Source organism: Micromonospora solifontis (genome assembly GCF_003725545.1).
GTDB lineage: Bacteria > Actinomycetota > Actinomycetes > Mycobacteriales > Micromonosporaceae > Micromonospora > Micromonospora solifontis.
Genome location: NZ_RJLN01000008.1, coordinates 43,514 through 57,532 on the forward strand (window position 1 = coordinate 43,514; position 14,019 = coordinate 57,532).

At 74.1% G+C, this 14,019-nt stretch carries 17 protein-coding genes; 8 read left to right on the top strand and 9 right to left on the bottom strand.

The genetic code is table 11. The features are described 5' to 3' along the window. Positions 1-17: 17 nt before the first annotated feature. Positions 18-1,028 (bottom strand): helix-turn-helix transcriptional regulator, encoded by a 1,011-nt coding sequence (locus EFE23_RS04695; RefSeq protein ID WP_123239641.1) that lies wholly within the window; start codon positions 1,026-1,028, stop codon positions 18-20. Positions 1,029-1,170: 142 nt separating this feature from the next. On the opposite strand from EFE23_RS04695, the gene EFE23_RS04700 reads away from it, so the two are divergent. The 3 genes from EFE23_RS04700 to EFE23_RS04710 are packed head-to-tail and all read left to right on the top strand — an operon-like array spanning position 1,171 to position 3,325. Further along, positions 1,171-2,163: a tyrosine-type recombinase/integrase gene (locus tag EFE23_RS04700; protein ID WP_123239642.1), complete on the top strand. Its 993-nt coding sequence runs from the start codon at positions 1,171-1,173 to the stop codon at positions 2,161-2,163. 41 nt (positions 2,164-2,204) lie between these two features. Then, a complete protein-coding gene (locus tag EFE23_RS04705; protein ID WP_199736928.1) occupies positions 2,205-2,954 on the top strand; it encodes a TetR/AcrR family transcriptional regulator in 750 nt (249 codons plus the stop codon). Beyond that, positions 2,951-3,325 carry a VOC family protein gene (locus tag EFE23_RS04710; RefSeq protein ID WP_123239643.1) on the top strand — a complete coding sequence of 125 codons (375 nt, stop codon included), beginning with the start codon at positions 2,951-2,953 and terminating at the stop codon, positions 3,323-3,325. The genes EFE23_RS04705 and EFE23_RS04710 overlap by 4 nt, the downstream gene beginning before the upstream one ends. Here the strand turns inward: EFE23_RS04710 and EFE23_RS04715 are convergent. Further along, positions 3,301-4,272, bottom strand: coding sequence for a helix-turn-helix transcriptional regulator (locus EFE23_RS04715; protein ID WP_123239644.1), 972 nt, complete (start codon positions 4,270-4,272; stop codon positions 3,301-3,303). The genes EFE23_RS04710 and EFE23_RS04715 overlap by 25 nt on opposite strands. Before the next feature lie 90 nt (positions 4,273-4,362). Here EFE23_RS04715 and EFE23_RS04720 point away from each other — a divergent pair, with 90 nt between their 5' ends. Beyond that, a complete protein-coding gene (locus EFE23_RS04720) occupies positions 4,363-4,770 on the top strand; it encodes a VOC family protein (RefSeq protein WP_123239645.1) in 408 nt (135 codons plus the stop codon). 56 nt (positions 4,771-4,826) lie between these two features. On the opposite strand, the gene EFE23_RS04725 is transcribed toward EFE23_RS04720, so the two are convergent. Next, positions 4,827-5,198, bottom strand: coding sequence for a VOC family protein (locus tag EFE23_RS04725; protein WP_123239646.1), 372 nt, complete (start codon positions 5,196-5,198; stop codon positions 4,827-4,829). A 121-nt stretch (positions 5,199-5,319) separates the two neighbouring features. On the opposite strand from EFE23_RS04725, the gene EFE23_RS04730 reads away from it, so the two are divergent. Beyond that, the gene (locus tag EFE23_RS04730) at positions 5,320-5,778 is read left to right on the top strand and encodes an Rv0361 family membrane protein (protein WP_123239647.1); all 459 of its coding nucleotides are present in this window, start codon (positions 5,320-5,322) and stop codon (positions 5,776-5,778) included. A gap of 419 nt (positions 5,779-6,197) precedes the next feature. On the opposite strand, the gene EFE23_RS04740 is transcribed toward EFE23_RS04730, so the two are convergent. The 3 genes from EFE23_RS04740 to EFE23_RS04750 form a co-directional block, all read right to left on the bottom strand. Then, positions 6,198-6,917 (bottom strand): thymidine kinase, encoded by a 720-nt coding sequence (locus EFE23_RS04740; RefSeq protein ID WP_123239649.1) that lies wholly within the window; start codon positions 6,915-6,917, stop codon positions 6,198-6,200. A gap of 72 nt (positions 6,918-6,989) precedes the next feature. Further along, the gene (locus EFE23_RS04745; protein WP_123239650.1) at positions 6,990-8,381 is read right to left on the bottom strand and encodes an MFS transporter; all 1,392 of its coding nucleotides are present in this window, start codon (positions 8,379-8,381) and stop codon (positions 6,990-6,992) included. A 14-nt stretch (positions 8,382-8,395) separates the two neighbouring features. Beyond that, a complete protein-coding gene (locus EFE23_RS04750; protein WP_233600864.1) occupies positions 8,396-9,163 on the bottom strand; it encodes a glycerophosphodiester phosphodiesterase family protein in 768 nt (255 codons plus the stop codon). A gap of 100 nt (positions 9,164-9,263) precedes the next feature. Here EFE23_RS04750 and EFE23_RS04755 point away from each other — a divergent pair, with 100 nt between their 5' ends. Together EFE23_RS04755 and EFE23_RS04760 are read left to right on the top strand one after the other, a co-directional pair. Then, on the top strand, positions 9,264-9,722 hold the full coding sequence (locus EFE23_RS04755) for a helix-turn-helix domain-containing protein (RefSeq protein WP_233600865.1): 459 nt from the start codon (positions 9,264-9,266) through the stop codon (positions 9,720-9,722). Further along, positions 9,715-10,083: a DUF4180 domain-containing protein gene (locus tag EFE23_RS04760; RefSeq protein ID WP_123239653.1), complete on the top strand. Its 369-nt coding sequence runs from the start codon at positions 9,715-9,717 to the stop codon at positions 10,081-10,083. Before EFE23_RS04755 ends, EFE23_RS04760 begins: the two co-directional genes overlap by 8 nt. 64 nt (positions 10,084-10,147) lie before the next feature. Here EFE23_RS04760 and EFE23_RS04765 read toward each other — a convergent pair whose 3' ends face one another. The 3 genes from EFE23_RS04765 to EFE23_RS04775 are packed head-to-tail and all read right to left on the bottom strand — an operon-like array spanning position 10,148 to position 12,419. Continuing rightward, a complete protein-coding gene (locus tag EFE23_RS04765; RefSeq protein WP_123239654.1) occupies positions 10,148-11,002 on the bottom strand; it encodes an SDR family NAD(P)-dependent oxidoreductase in 855 nt (284 codons plus the stop codon). A 60-nt stretch (positions 11,003-11,062) separates the two neighbouring features. Next, positions 11,063-11,638: a hypothetical protein gene (locus EFE23_RS04770; RefSeq protein ID WP_123239655.1), complete on the bottom strand. Its 576-nt coding sequence runs from the start codon at positions 11,636-11,638 to the stop codon at positions 11,063-11,065. 4 nt (positions 11,639-11,642) lie between these two features. Continuing rightward, positions 11,643-12,419, bottom strand: coding sequence for a lysophospholipid acyltransferase family protein (locus tag EFE23_RS04775; RefSeq protein WP_123239656.1), 777 nt, complete (start codon positions 12,417-12,419; stop codon positions 11,643-11,645). A gap of 177 nt (positions 12,420-12,596) precedes the next feature. On the opposite strand from EFE23_RS04775, the gene EFE23_RS04780 reads away from it, so the two are divergent. Continuing rightward, positions 12,597-14,009 carry a cytochrome ubiquinol oxidase subunit I gene (locus tag EFE23_RS04780; RefSeq protein ID WP_199736929.1) on the top strand — a complete coding sequence of 471 codons (1,413 nt, stop codon included), beginning with the start codon at positions 12,597-12,599 and terminating at the stop codon, positions 14,007-14,009. Positions 14,010-14,019: the final 10 nt, after the last annotated feature.

Here is a 14,019-nt window from a genome sequence, read left to right on the forward strand (position 1 = left end):
CCAGTGCCTGACGGGGATCATCCGGGGGCGTCCGGTTCGGACGCCCCCGTCGCCGGTTCCGGGTAGAGCCGGGCCAGGGCCCGCACCGTGCCGCTGATCTGCTCCCGCAGCTCGGCCGGCTCCAGCACCTCGACCTCCGCGCCGAGTTTGAGCAGTTCGGTGTGCGCGTGCTTCACCGACTCGATCGGCACGGTGGTCTCCAGCCAGCCGTGCTCGTCGGGTTCGCCGGCCGCCGCCCGGGCGCCCCGGCTCATCTCCGGCGGGAAGACGTACGGCATGAACTCCAGCGCCGCCACGGTCATCCGGACCCGCGCCTGCGCGCGGTAGACGTCCCGCTCGTACCGCTGGGTCCACTCCCGCCAGTACCCGGCCAGGTCGAAGTCGGCCGGGCGCGCGTACCGCTCCTCGGTGAGCACGACGTCGAGGACCGCGCCGACGCGGTAGGTGCGCAGCTGCTCCTCGCAGCGGGCCACCAGATACCAGCGCCCCGCCTTGAGCACCACGCCCAGCGGGGCGACCACCCGGGTCACCTCGCGCGGGGCCCGCCAGCGCCGGTAGCGCATCTGCACCAGCCGGTCCTCCCACACCGCCCGGGCCAGGGCCGCCAGGTGCGGGGTGGGTTCGGGATGCCGGAACCAGCCGGGCGCGTCGAGGTGGAACCGCTGCCGCATCCGGCCGCCCCGGTCGGCCAGTTCGTCGGGCAGCGCCGCGAGCACCTTCAGCTCGGCCGCGGCCACCACCGGGCCGAGCCCCAGTTCCGCGGCCGGGCCGGGCATCCCGGCGAGGAACAGCGCCTCGGCTTCGGGCGCGGTCAGCCCGGTGAGCCGGGTCCGGTAGCCCTCCAGCAACCGGTAGCCGCCGGCCGGCCCGCGGTCGGCGTACACCGGCACACCGGCGCCGCTCAGCGACTCGACGTCCCGGTAGACGGTCCGGACCGACACCTCCAGGGCGTCGGCGAGTTCCTGGGCGGTCATCCGCCCTCGCGTCTGCAGGAGCAGCAGCAGGGAGACCAGCCGGCTGGCACGCACGCCGTGACGGTAACCCGCGCGGGTGCGCGCCCGGTCGGCCGGGCGCGCGCCGGCCGTCGCCGCGCCCGGCCGCGGAGACGGTGTGATGCCCGTCGGGCGCGCCTCGTCGCGATTCCGCCTGAAGGCTGAGAGCCTTTCTCACATGCTGCGTCCGGAGGTCCTGCCCCGCGCCTCGGCCCACCCCGCGCTGCCCGGCGGGCCGGCCGACTTCACCGAGGCGTGGCTGCGCAACCGGCGGTTGTCGGAGCACACCCGCGACGCGTACCGGCGGGACGTCGCCGGGTGGCTGAGCTGGTGCGCCGACCGGGGTCTGGACCCGCTGCGGGTCAGCTTCCTCGACGTCAACGCCTACGGCCGGGAGCTGGAGTCCACGCTGGGCGTGCGCAGTGGCCGTCCGCTCACCCCGGCCACCGTCGCCCGCCGGCTGTCCGCCCTGTCCAGCTGGTACGACTTCCTGGTCAAGCTGCGCGCGGTGGAGGCCAATCCGGTGGCCGGCGCCGACCGTCCGCGCGTCGACCGGGACCACTCCGCCACCGTCGGGCTCACCCCGGAGGAGGTGGACGCGCTGCTGGCGGCGGCCGAGGCGGACACCGGTCCGACGGCGCCACGCAACCGCGCCACCATCGCCCTGCTGGCGGACCTGGGGCTGCGGGTCGGCGAGCTGATCTCCCTTGACCTGGCCGACCTGGGCGCGGAGCGCGGGCACCGCAGCGTGCGGTTCGTCGGCAAGGGCGGCAAGGTGCGCCGGCGGGCGCTCACCCCCGGCACCGCCTACGCGGTGGACGCCTACCTGGCCGCGCGGGCCGCCGCGCAGGCGGTGACCGTGCCCGAGCTGACCGGGCCGCTGCTGGTCACCGCGACCGGCGCCCGGCTGGACCGGCACGCGGTGTTCCGGCTGGTCCGCCGGCTCGCGCGGGTCGCCGGCATCGCCGCCTGGGCGAAGCTGTCGCCGCACTCGCTGCGGCATGCGTTCGCCACCACGGCCCGCGCCGAGGGGGTGCCGCTGGAGGACGTGCAGGACGCGATGGGGCACGCCGACCCGCGGACCACCCGCCGCTACGACCGGGACCGGCACAACCTCGACCGCGACCCCGCGTACGTCATCTGGGCCGCCCGGGCGCGCCGACGCGGATAATCCGATTGACGGAGTGAGTACTCACTCCGCATGCTGATGGCATGACCGACACCGACCTGACCCGCCGCCGCGCGCCGGGAATGAGCCCGGAGCAGCGCCGGGCGATGATCGTGCGGGCCGCGCTGCCGCTGCTCGTCACGCAGGGCGCCACCTTCACCACCGCCCAGGTGGCCCGGGCCGCCGGCATCGGCGAGGCGACCGTCTTCCGCGCCTTCGCCGACAAGGACGCCCTGCTCGACGCCTGCGTCGCCGAGGCGCTGCGCCCGGACACCGCGCTGGCCGAACTCGCCTCCGTCGGGCTGGACCAGCCGCTTGCCAACCGGCTCACCGCCGCCGCCACCGCTCTACGCGCCCATCTGGAGCGGCTCGGCGCGGTGCTCGCCGCCGCGCACTCCGCCGGCCGCCCCGGACGGTCCCGCCGTAACACCCGCTCGCACCCGGACCAGGACCCGACAGCGGCCCGCACCCGTTCCGACCACGGCCCCGGAGCGGCCCCCTCGCACCCGGAGCACGGTCCCGGAGAAGCCCGCACGCGGCCCGACCACGGTCCCGCGGACGCACGATCGGGCCGGGCCGAGTCGACCGCCGCGGTGCGGGCGGCCGTGGCCGCCCTCCTCGCCCCCGAGCAGGACCGGCTGCGGCTGCCGGCCGACCGGCTCGCCGCGCTGTTCCTCGCCGTCCTGCTGCCCGGCCGCGGCCCGCTGCCGGGCGACCCGCCCACCCCCGCCGAGCTGGTCGACCTGTTCCTGCACGGCGCCCTCGTCACGACCACCGAGGAGGCGAACCGGTGACCGTCACCCTCAACCATACGATCGTCCCCGCCCGGGACCACCACGCCGCCGCCCGGTTCTTCGCCGAGGTGATGGGCCTGCCGGTGCTGCCACCCGCCGGCCGGCACGGCCACTTCGCCCCGGTACGCGTCAACGAGCAGCTCACCCTCGACTTCATGAGCGTGCCGGCGCCCGAGGGGCACCACCTGGCCTTCGACGTCGACCCGAGCACCTTCGACGCGATCCTCGGCCGGCTGCGCGAGGGCGGCGTGCCGTACGGCAGCGAGCCGGGCGCGCCCGACAACGGCCGCACCGACCATCCACTCTGTCCCCGTGGCCTGTTCTTCCGCGACGACGCCGGCAACCTCTACGAGGTGATGTCCCCGGCGTGACCGCGGCCGGGGTAGCGGGCCACGAGTTCGACTCCGATGCGGGCCAGCTCGTCCCGGACCGACCGGGGTTCGACGACCTCGACCAGCTCACCCCAGCCGGCCAGGTGCCGGGCGATGTCCCGGGGGGTCGGCGCGGCGAGCCGGATCCGGGCGCGGCCGTCGACCGGTTCACCGTCGGGGTGGCAGTGCCGGCCGAACTGGTCGTGCAGGACGGGCGCGAACCGGCGCGGGATGAGCACCGTCGCCCAGGTGTGCGAGCGCCGCCGCTCCAGTTCCTCGACCACCTCCTGCCACGCGGCGGCCAGCACCAGGTCGTCGGGGCGGTGGGCGGGCTCGTCGGTCTCCTCGGCCCGGACGATCCGGTCCACCCGGAAGGTGCGTCGGCCCCGGTCGGTGCCGGCCAGCAGATACCAGACGTCGTCCTTGTCGATCAGACCCCACGGGTCCACCAGGCGCTCCGTCGGTTCCCGGTCGCGGCCGGCGTAGCGCAGGCGCACCCTTCGGCGGCGGACCACGGCGGTCCGCAGCAGGTCGACGGTGGCCGGTCGAGGCCGGTCCCGCTCGCCCCAGCCGACCGGGTCGACGACGGTGGCGTCGCCGGCGGCCACGGCATCGGCCCGGAACGGGCGCGGCAACGCGGCCAGCAGTTTGCGCAGCGCGGCCCGGGCCTCGGGTGAGACCGCCGCGGCGGGGCCGGCGAGCAGGAACAGCGCCTGCGCCTCGGCCGCGGTCAGGCCGCTCAGGTCGGTGCGGGCCCCGCCCACGAGAGACCAGCCACCGCCGCGCCCGGCCTGCGGGTACACCGGTACGCCGGCCGCCGCCAGCGCCGCCAGGTCGCGGCGGGCCGTGGCGACCGACACCTGGAGTTCGCCGGCCAGCTCGGCGGCGGTGACCCGGCCCCGGGTCTGCATGAGCAGCAGCACAGCCAGCAGACGGTCGGCACGCATGACTCGAGATTCTCCCGGAAAGTGCGCAGGAGACGACCACTTTGCCGCGGAGGATCGGTCACGTCCGCCACTTCCAGGAGGGAAACACCGATGCTGCGAGGCCTCACCACCGTCAGCTTCTTCGCCGACGACGTCACCGCCGCCGCCCGCTGGTACAGCGAGCTGCTCGGCATCGAGCCGTACTTCACCCGGCCGGTGGCGGGCACGCCCGCGTACGTCGAGTTCCGGGTCGGCGAGCACCAGCACGAGCTGGGCATCATCGACCGCCGGTTCGCCCCGCAGCCGGGGCCGGCGGGGCCGGGCGGCGCGCTGGTCTACTGGCACGTCGACGACGTCGAGGCCGCCTTCGCGCGGCTGCTGGAGCTGGGCGCCACGGCGTACGAGAAGCCGGTCGAGCGGGGGCCGGGCTTCGTGACCGCCTCGGTGGTCGACCCGTTCGGCAACCTCCTCGGCGTCATGTACAACCAGCACTACCTGCGGATGACGGCCGGGGAGTGAGCCGGGGCGGCGAGCGGCTCGCCGGACGGACGCCCGCCCGGCGAGCCGGCCCACCGTCAGCCCTGCGGACGCGGGCAGAGGCAGAAGGGCTGCCCGATCGGGTCGAGCAGCACCGTCCACCGCTCGCCGCCCGGCTGGAACTCCGGCCGGGTCGCGCCGGCCACCACGAACTCCTTCTCGGCGACGGTCACGTCGTCGACGTACAGGTCGAGGTGGTAACGCTTCCCGGCGGTCTCGTCCGGCCAGGCCGGCGGCGTGTAGCCGGGCACCAGGCCGAAGCCGATCGAGACCCCGTCCTTGCTGATCATCGCGTACTCGGCCTGGCTGTGGGTGACCTCCCAGCCGAGGACGCGGGAGTAGAAGGCCGCGTGGGCGACCGGGTCGGAGCTGTCGAGGTTGACCATCGCGAGGTCGGCGTGCACTGTCATGCCCCCCATCCTGGCCAGGGAAGCTGACACCTTCTGGCAGGTACCTGCCGCGGATTTCCGGACCCGGCGGCCGGGCACAAGTGCCTGCGGGAGCCGGCCGCTGTCTCTACGGTCGGTGGTGATGGGCAGGGAGCAGGGGTGGACCAGGCCGGCCCGGCGGCGCCGGCCGGCCCGCGCGGGCGTGTTGGCCGCCGCCCTCGGGCTCGGCATGTGCCTGGTCGGGGTGGCCGGCCTCGCCGTCTGGAACGTGCAGGTGGTGCTGCAGGCCAACGGCCCGGTCCGGGAGACCGCGGACACGTTCTTCCGGGAGGTCGCCGCCGGGGACACCGACCAGGCGTACGAGAAACTGTGCCGGACCGCACGCGACAAGTGGAGCCAGGTCGGCTTCGGCAGCTGGGTACGCACCCCGCCGCAGGTCAGCGGCTACGAGATCGTCGACGTGTCGGTGGCCACCCGGGGCGGGCGGCCGCGCGCCACGGTGAAGGTGCGGCTGACCCGCGAGGGCGGCGCCAGCGAGGAGCGGGACCTGCCTGTGGTGCAGGAGAACGGCAAGTGGCGGGTCTGCGGGGACCCGTTCTGACCCCGCCGGGACAGCGCGCCCTCCCGCTGGCCCCCTAGGCTGTCGGCACACGTCCGCCGCTCGCGCTGCCCTCGTCGCCGCTGATGGCCTCGGTCAACCTGCGCGACGCCGCGCGGCTCGCCGACGTGGTCGCGGGCACCGACGTGCGGGCGATCCTCTGCGGCCACTACCACCTGCAGGTGTCCGGCTCGCTGGGCGGGGTGCCCGTGTGGGTGACCCCCGGCGTGGTGACCCGCATCGACCTGACCGCGCCACCGGCGCTGGAGCGGGCCGTGACCGGCGCCGGCGCCACCGTGGTCGACCTCGGCGGCTCCGGGTCGCCGATGTTCCACACCCTGCACGATTGGGATCCCCGGGGCGGGCCGGCAGGTCTACCTGGTCGACGCGGTGTCAGGGGTGGACGTGCCGGCGGAGTGCGCTCAGCCGCGCGGGCCGAGGTCGCCGGAGCGGTAGTGCCGGCGGCAGAGCACCTGGTAGCGCACGTCGGCGGTGTCGACGGTGTCCCCGATGACGACCTGCTCGCCCTCGCGGACCACCCGACCGTCGACGACCCGGGCGTTGAGCAGCCCTTCCCGGCCGCACCAGCACAGCACCTCGACCTGGATGCGGGCCACCTCGTCGGCGAGTTCGAACAGTCGCTGCGCGGCCGGGAACAGGCAGGAGCGGAAGTCGGTGGCCAGGCCGAAGGCGTACACGTCGACGTCGTAGTTGTCGACCAGTTCGGCCATCTGCTCGATGTGCTCCAGGTTGTAGAAGGACGCCTCGTCGCAGATCAGGTAGTCGACGCGTACCCCCTCGGCCCACGCGTCGCGGACCAGGTCGCGCAGGTCGAGGGCGTCGGTGACCTCGATGGCCGAGTGGGCCAGGCCGATGCGGGTGGTGACCTGCGGGCCGAGCGAGCGGTCGATGCGCGTGGTGACCAGGCCGCGGCGGCCCTGCCGGCCGTGGTTGTAGTTCATCTGCAGGGCCATCGTGGACTTGCCGCAGTCCATCGGTCCCCAGAAGAACTTCAGCGCGGCGGCGTGCAGCGGCCGGCCGTCGACGGCGCGGGCGGCGGCGCAGCCGCCGGCGCGGTCGTCCCCGGGCCCCGGCAGGGGGCGGGCCAGGCAGGTCGGGGCGGCAGCGGCGTCGTCGGTCACGTCGGGGCAGCCTAGCCGATCGACGCCGCTGCATCCGGCCCGCGATGATCCACCCGCGGGCCGCCCCGGCCCCTACAGCACCCGGGGCGGGGTGTTGCCGGCGGCGACGATGGCCCGGCGGATCGGCACGGCGGCCAGCAGCGCGAAGCCGACCACGAAGAAGATCAGCAGGGAGACCAGGCCCACCCGGTAGGAGGAGGTGAGCTGGAACACCAGGCCGAAGGCGAGCGGGCCGAGCCAGCTGGTGCCCTTGTCGCTGATCTCGTAGAAGCCGTAGTACTCGCCTTCCTTGCCGGTGGGGATGAGCTGGCTGAACAGCGACCGGCTCAGCGCCTGGCTGCCGCCGAGGACCAGGCCGATGCAGCCGCCGAGGATCATGAACGGCAGCGGCGCCTCGGCGGGCAGCCGGAACGCGGCGATGATGACGCCGGTCCACAACACCAGGGACAGCAGCACGGTCTTCCACGCGCCGATGCGCCGGGCCAGGGCGCCCAGGGCGAGCGCGCCGCCGAAGGCGAGGAACTGCACCAGCAGGATGGTCACGATCAGGGTGCTCTGCTCCAGGCGCAGCTCCTCGGTGCCGTACTGGCTGGCCAGGGTGATGACGGTCTGGATGCCGTCGTTGAAGACCAGGAAGGCCAGCAGGAAGAACAGCGTCAGCGGGTACGTCTTGACCTCCCGCAGGGTGCGGCCGAGCTGCCGGAACCCGTCGGTGAGCACGTTGCCGCCGCCGTGCAGCGCCTCGGCGGTGGGGTGCTCGCGCAGCCAGCGCAGCGGCAGCAGGGTGAACGCCGCCCACCACACGCCGGCCGAGACGATGGACCAGCGGGCCAGGTCGAGGGTGCGCTGCGGGTTGCCCTCCTCGCTGAGCATGGTGACCGCCACGAGGTTCAGCGCGAGCAGCAACCCGCCGCCGAGGTAGCCGATGGCCCAGCCGCGGCTGGAGATGGCGTCGCGGTCGTCGGGGCCGCCGAGCTGCGGCAGGAACGAGTTGTAGACCACGACGGCGGCGCCGAAGGAGATGTTGGCGATCAGGAACAGCGCCCCGCCGAGCAGGTACCGCTCGCCGGTGACGAACGCGAACGCGATGGTGGCGCCGGCGCCGGTGAACGCGGCGGCGGCCAGCAGCCGCTTCTTGTGCACCGACCGGTCGGCGACCGCCCCGATCACCGGCAGCACGAACACGGTGAGGAACACCGACAGCGAGATCAGGTACGGGTAGTAGGAGCCGGCGGCGACCCGGATGCCCAGCGGGTGCACGGACCCGGTGCAGCTGTCCGCGCCCAGTTCGCAGCCGGCGGCCAGTTCGGTGACGGTGGTGAGGAACGGCCCGAGGAAGACCGTGATCACGGTGGTCTGGAAGGCGGAGTTCGCCCAGTCGTAGAAGTACCAGCCGGTGCGTTCGCGACGGGTGCTGCCCGGGTGGGCGGGCTCGGCGACGGCGGGGGCGACCGTTTCGGCCATCGAGGTCCTCTGGCTCAGGCGGCCCAGTGGCCGCGGCTGCGGTAGACGTCGCGCAGCACGCCGACGTGATCGGTCATGATGCCATCCACACCAAGATCAAGTAAGTCGTGCATTTCGGTGGGTTCGTCGATCGTCCAGACGTGCACCTGCAACCCGAGCCGGTGACAGTACGCCAGGAACCGCCGATCGACCACGGGGATGCGCCCGTACCGGACGGGCACCTGGGCGGCGACCACGGACGGGGGCAGGCGCAGCGGCCGCCCGTGCAGGGAGGCCATCCGCAGCCGGGCCACCCCGCGCATGCCGAGGCTGGTGGCGACCTTCGGCCCGGCGAGGGCGCGCAGCCGGGCCAACCGGGCGTCGCTGAACGAGGCGAGCAGCACCCGCTCGCCGGCGCCGGCCCGCACGACCGTGTCGACGGCCGGCTCGACCCCGCCGTCGGCCTTGACGTCGATGTTGAACCGGACCTCCGGCCAGGCGGTGAGCACCTCGTCGAGGCGGGGTACGACGGCGGCGCCGCCGACGCGTACCGAGGCGAGGTCGGCCCAGCGCAGGTCGGCGATGCGCCCGGGCTCGCCGGTGACCCGCCGCAGGGTGGCGTCGTGGAAGACCACCGGTACGCCGTCGGCGGTGGCGTGCACGTCGGTCTCCACGTACCGGTAGCCGAGGGCGACGGCCCGGGCGAACGCGGCGGCGGTGTTCTCGTAGCCGTCGGCGGCGCCGCCGCGGTGGGCGAACGCCAGCGGCGCGGGGGCGTCTAGGTAGTCGTGTCGGGGGTGCACGCGCCGAAGTATGCCCCGCTCCGGTGGCGTCCGGGTGACCGGCCGACGTCGCCGTAACCAATTTCCCCATTGTTCCCTATCCTGCGTACGATAGGGAACGATGAGTGATGACATGTACTCGGTCGAGCAGGTCGCGGCGTTGCTCGGGCTGCACGTGCGCACCGTGCGCGGCTACATCCGCGCCGGCCGGCTGCCGGCGGTGCGGATCGGCAAGCAGTACCGGATCGCCCGCGCCGACCTCGACGCGCTGACCGGCCGGCCCGGCCCGGCCGCTCCGGCCGGCCCGGCCGGGCTGGAGGTGTCCAGCATCGCGCAGCTCGACGGCGTCGACCGGGCGACCGCCGACCGGCTCGCCACCCTCGTGCTGGCCGGTGCGAACACCCACCACGACCCCGCGCGCCCGCTGCGGGTGCAGACCGTCCACGACGAGGAGCGCCACCGCATGAAGATCGTGATCCTGGGCGACGCGGCCGCCACCGCCGAGCTGCTGCGCCTGCTCGACGCCGTGCTGCACGGGCCGGACGGCCTGCTCGCCGGAAGGGGGACCGGGAATGCCTGACGTGCTGCAGGACCGGGCCGGGGTGCCGGTGCTGGTGTGCGACCCGGCCGGACCGCCGATCGCCTCGGAGCGCGACGCGTTGGACCTGATCGGCGCCGCCTTCCTCGGGGCCACGGCCGTGGCCGTGCCGGCCGACCGGTTCGACCCGGCCTTCTTCTCCCTGGGCACCCGCTTCGCCGGGGAGGTCATGCAGAAGTTCGTCAACTACCGGCTGCGGCTGGTCGTGGTCGGCGACATCTCGGCCCACCTGGCGGCCAGCGGCGCGCTGCGGGCCCTGGTGGCCGAGTCCAACCGGCACGACCACGTCTGGTTCGTGCCCGACCTGGCCGCGCTCGACGAACGGCTGGCCGCCGCCGGCTGAGCCCGCGGGTCCGCCCCGCCGGACGTGGCGCCGGCCGCATGGCCGCTTCGCCGGTGCCGGGGGATCAGACCGGGGGTTCGCGCAGCCAGCCGGCGGTCAGCGCGGCCACCCCGAGCCCGTCGGTGTCGGCCAGCTTGACCGCGACGAACCGCCGGGCGGCGGGGGAGGTCTGCACCCGGGGGGCCGGTTCCGGGTCGGTCAGCGTGGCGACCACCACGGCCGCGGCGTCGGCGGCCGACTGCGCGGCCGCGAACGCGGTCGCGCTGCGCGTCAGGTACGCCCGCAGCGCCGGCCCGTACACCCCGGCGGCGGCGATCGCGGCCTCCGGGTCGATGCCGACGTTGGCGACGAACTCGCTGGCCACCGCGCCCGGCTCGAGCACGGTGACGCTGACCCCGTGCGTGGCGGCCAGCGGGGCGAGGGACTCCATGAATCCCTCGACGGCGAACTTCGCCGCGCAGTACGCCTCGTTGAACGGCTGCCCGATCACCCCGCCGACGCTGGTGACGGTGAGCAGCCGGCCCCGGGCCGCCCGCAGGTGCGGCAGGGCGGCCCGGGTGACGTGCAGGACGCCGAAGAAGTTGACCTCCATGACCGCCCGGACGTCCTCGACCGTCTCCTGTTCCAGGGTGCCGACGTGGCCGGCGCCGGCGTTGTTGACCACCGCGTCGAGCCGGCCGTGGGCGGCCACCACGTCGGCCACGCAGGCCGTGACCGAGGCCTGGTCGACGACGTCGAGCCGGCGTACCTCGATCAGGTCGGCGACCCCGGCGGCCTCGGCGGCGGCGCGCAGCGGACCGGCGCGGGCGGGGTCGCGCAGGGTGGCGACGGTGCGCCAGCCGGCGCGGGCCGCGCCCACGGCGATCTCCAGCCCGATGCCGCTGGACGTGCCGGTGATCAGCACGGTGGGTGCGCTCACGGGTGCCTCCTGCGGCCACGATCCCACCGTCCGGGCGGGCGCGGCGGCGAATCGGCGGCATCAGCTCCAGTCGGTCCGGTAGCCCTCGTGGCGCAGCAGCTCCAGCAGTTCGGCGTCGGTGGGCCGGTGCACCCGGTCCAGCGCGGCGCGCAGCGCGTCGACCTCGACCGGGTCCGGCCCCTGCACCTCGACCGAGCGCACCCGGCCCCCGTCGGCCCGGTACAGGGCGGTCGACGGGTTGCTGTTGTCGGTCTTGCGGGTCACCATCAGCAGTTCGCCGCCGCCCAGGTCGGTGCAGGTGCGCAGCCGGGGTGAGCCGCAGTCGACCCCCTCGGGCAGCCCGGTGCGCGGTTGCGGGACGCGCAGCCCCCACAGCACCGGCACGCTGCGGCCGTCGCCGGGGTCGAGGTGGTAGGCCACCTCCAAGCCGTCGTCGCTGACGAAGGCGACGTTGCCGGGGCGGGCCGACCCGTCGGGGATCAGCAGTTGCTCCCGCGGCCACGGCGACGATCCGGTCAGCGCGGCAACGTCCCGTTGGTCCTTGGCGGCCCGGTGGTACGCGGCCCGCAGCCCGGCGTACCCGATCCCGCCGACCACGAGCAGCACCAGGGCGACGAGGGCGAGACGGCGGCGCATCTGATCATTCTGCCAGCCGGCGGCGGTGCGACCGGCTGGTGTCGACCGGGCGGCCGGGGTCGACGTGCCGGGGGCGGCCGGGCTCGTCGGGGCGCAGCGGCGCGAGGTCGTCGGTGATCGCGTCGATGATCCGGTCGGTGGCCCGCCGGGCCGCCCCCGGGGTGCCCGGGTGCAGGTCGCGCAGGGCCACCGGCGTGCCGAAATGCACCCGGATCACGGGCCGCCGCACGATCGCCCGGGCGAGGCCGCGCAGCATGCCCCGGGGCGTCCGGTACGGCAGCACCTCGTGCGAGCCCCACTGGGCGACCGGGACCACCGGGGCGGCGCTGGCGAAGGCCAGCCGGGCCGCGCCGGTCTTGCCCCGCTCCGGCCACATCCCGGGGTCCAGGCCGATGCGTCCCTCGGGATAGACCAGCACGACCGAGCCGCCGGCGACGGCCCCGGCGGCGACCGCCAGGGCCTGGTGCACCGAGGTGGTGCCCCGGTCGACGCGGATGTGCCCGGCGCGGCGCATCAGCGGGCCGACCACGGGGGCGCGGAACAGCCCGCCGGTGGCCATGATCCGCGGGTGGATCCGGCGGGCCCGGCAGGCGGCGGCGAGCACCACGGGGTCGAAGGGGCTGATGTGGTTCGCGGCCAGGATCAGCGGCCCGCGCCGCAGCGCGTCCGGCACGTCTCCGGTGACCTCGAGGCGGGCGAGCAGGCCGACGACGGCACGGGCGAGCAGTTGCGCGGCGCGCCACAGCAGCGGCGCCCGCCAGGGGGTGGTCGGGGTGTCCATCAGTGCTGGATGGTCGCACGCCCCGGGGTGAGACGGGGGCCCGGTCCCGGGCCGGGCGGCGTAGGTGATCAGGGTCATTGGTCCCGGGTCGGGTCGGGCCGTGCGGCCCTGCCGATTCTTCTACGACGCCGAGTAGTATTTACTACGTCTTGTAGTATGCACAGCTGGGGGTTTCAGGTGGACGCGTTGGACGTGGCCCGCTGGCAGTTCGGTGTCACCACCGTTTACCACTTTCTCTTCGTACCGTTGACCATCGGCCTGTCCATCCTGGTGGCCATCCTCCAGACCCTGTGGCACCGCACCAGCAACGAGCGCTACCTCAAACTCACCAAGTTCTACGGCAAGCTCTTCCTGATCAACTTCGCGATGGGCGTGGTCACCGGCATCGTGCAGGAGTTCCAGTTCGGCATGAACTGGTCGGACTACTCGCGCTTCGTCGGCGACATCTTCGGCGCCCCACTGGCCATCGAGGCCCTCGTGGCCTTCTTCCTCGAGTCCACCTTCATCGGGCTGTGGATCTTCGGCTGGGACCGGCTGCCCAAGCGGCTGCACCTGGCCGCCATCTGGGCCGCGGCCATCGGCACCAACCTGTCCGCCTACTTCATCCTCGCCGCGAACTCCTTCATGCAGAACCCGGTCGGCTACCGGGTCAACCCCACCACCGGCCGCGCCGAACTGACCGACTTCCTCGCCGTGCTCACCAACAAGGTCGCCCTGGTCACCTTCCCGCACACCCTGGCCGGGGCGTTCCTGGTCGCCGGGTCACTGATCGTCGCCGTCGGCCTGTGGCACGTCATCCGCAACCGCGACAGCGCCGACACCGACGCCTACCGCTTCGCCACGAAGTTCGGCTCCTGGGTGGTCCTGGTCTCCTCGGCGCTGGTGCTGTTCACCGGCGACATCCAGGGCAAGATCATGACCGACGTGCAGCCGATGAAGATGGCCGCCGCCGAGGCCCTCTACACCACCGAGAGCCCCGCCTCGTTCTCCGTACTCACCGTCGGCAGCCTCGACGGCAGCCGCGAGGTCTTCGCCATCAAGATCCCCTACCTGCTGTCGTTCCTCGGCACCGGCGACCCCAACGGCACCGTCCAGGGCATCAACGACCTGCAGAGCCAGTACACCGCCCAGTACGGCGCCGGCAGCTACACCCCGATCATCCCGGTCACCTACTGGAGCTTCCGGTTCATGATCGGCCTCGGGCTGGCCGCCGCCGCGATCGCCCTCATCGTCCTCTGGACCCACCGCAAGGGCCGCACCCCCCGCAGCAGGTGGCTGCTGCGCGCCGGCCTGGTCATGCCGGCGCTGCCGCTGCTGGCCAACTCCTTCGGCTGGATCTTCACCGAGATGGGCCGCCAACCCTGGATCGTCTTCGGCGAGATGCTCACCCGCAACGGCGTCTCCCGCACCGTCTCCCTCACCGAGGTGCTCACCTCGTTCACCGCCTTCACCCTGATCTACGCCACCCTCGCGGTGATCGAGTTCAAGCTGCTGGTCCGCTACGCCAAGGCCGGCGTCCCCGACCTCACCCCGGCCCCCGCCGACGACGACACCGACGACGCCGAGCGCCCGCTGGCGTTCGCCTACTGACCCCGGAGCC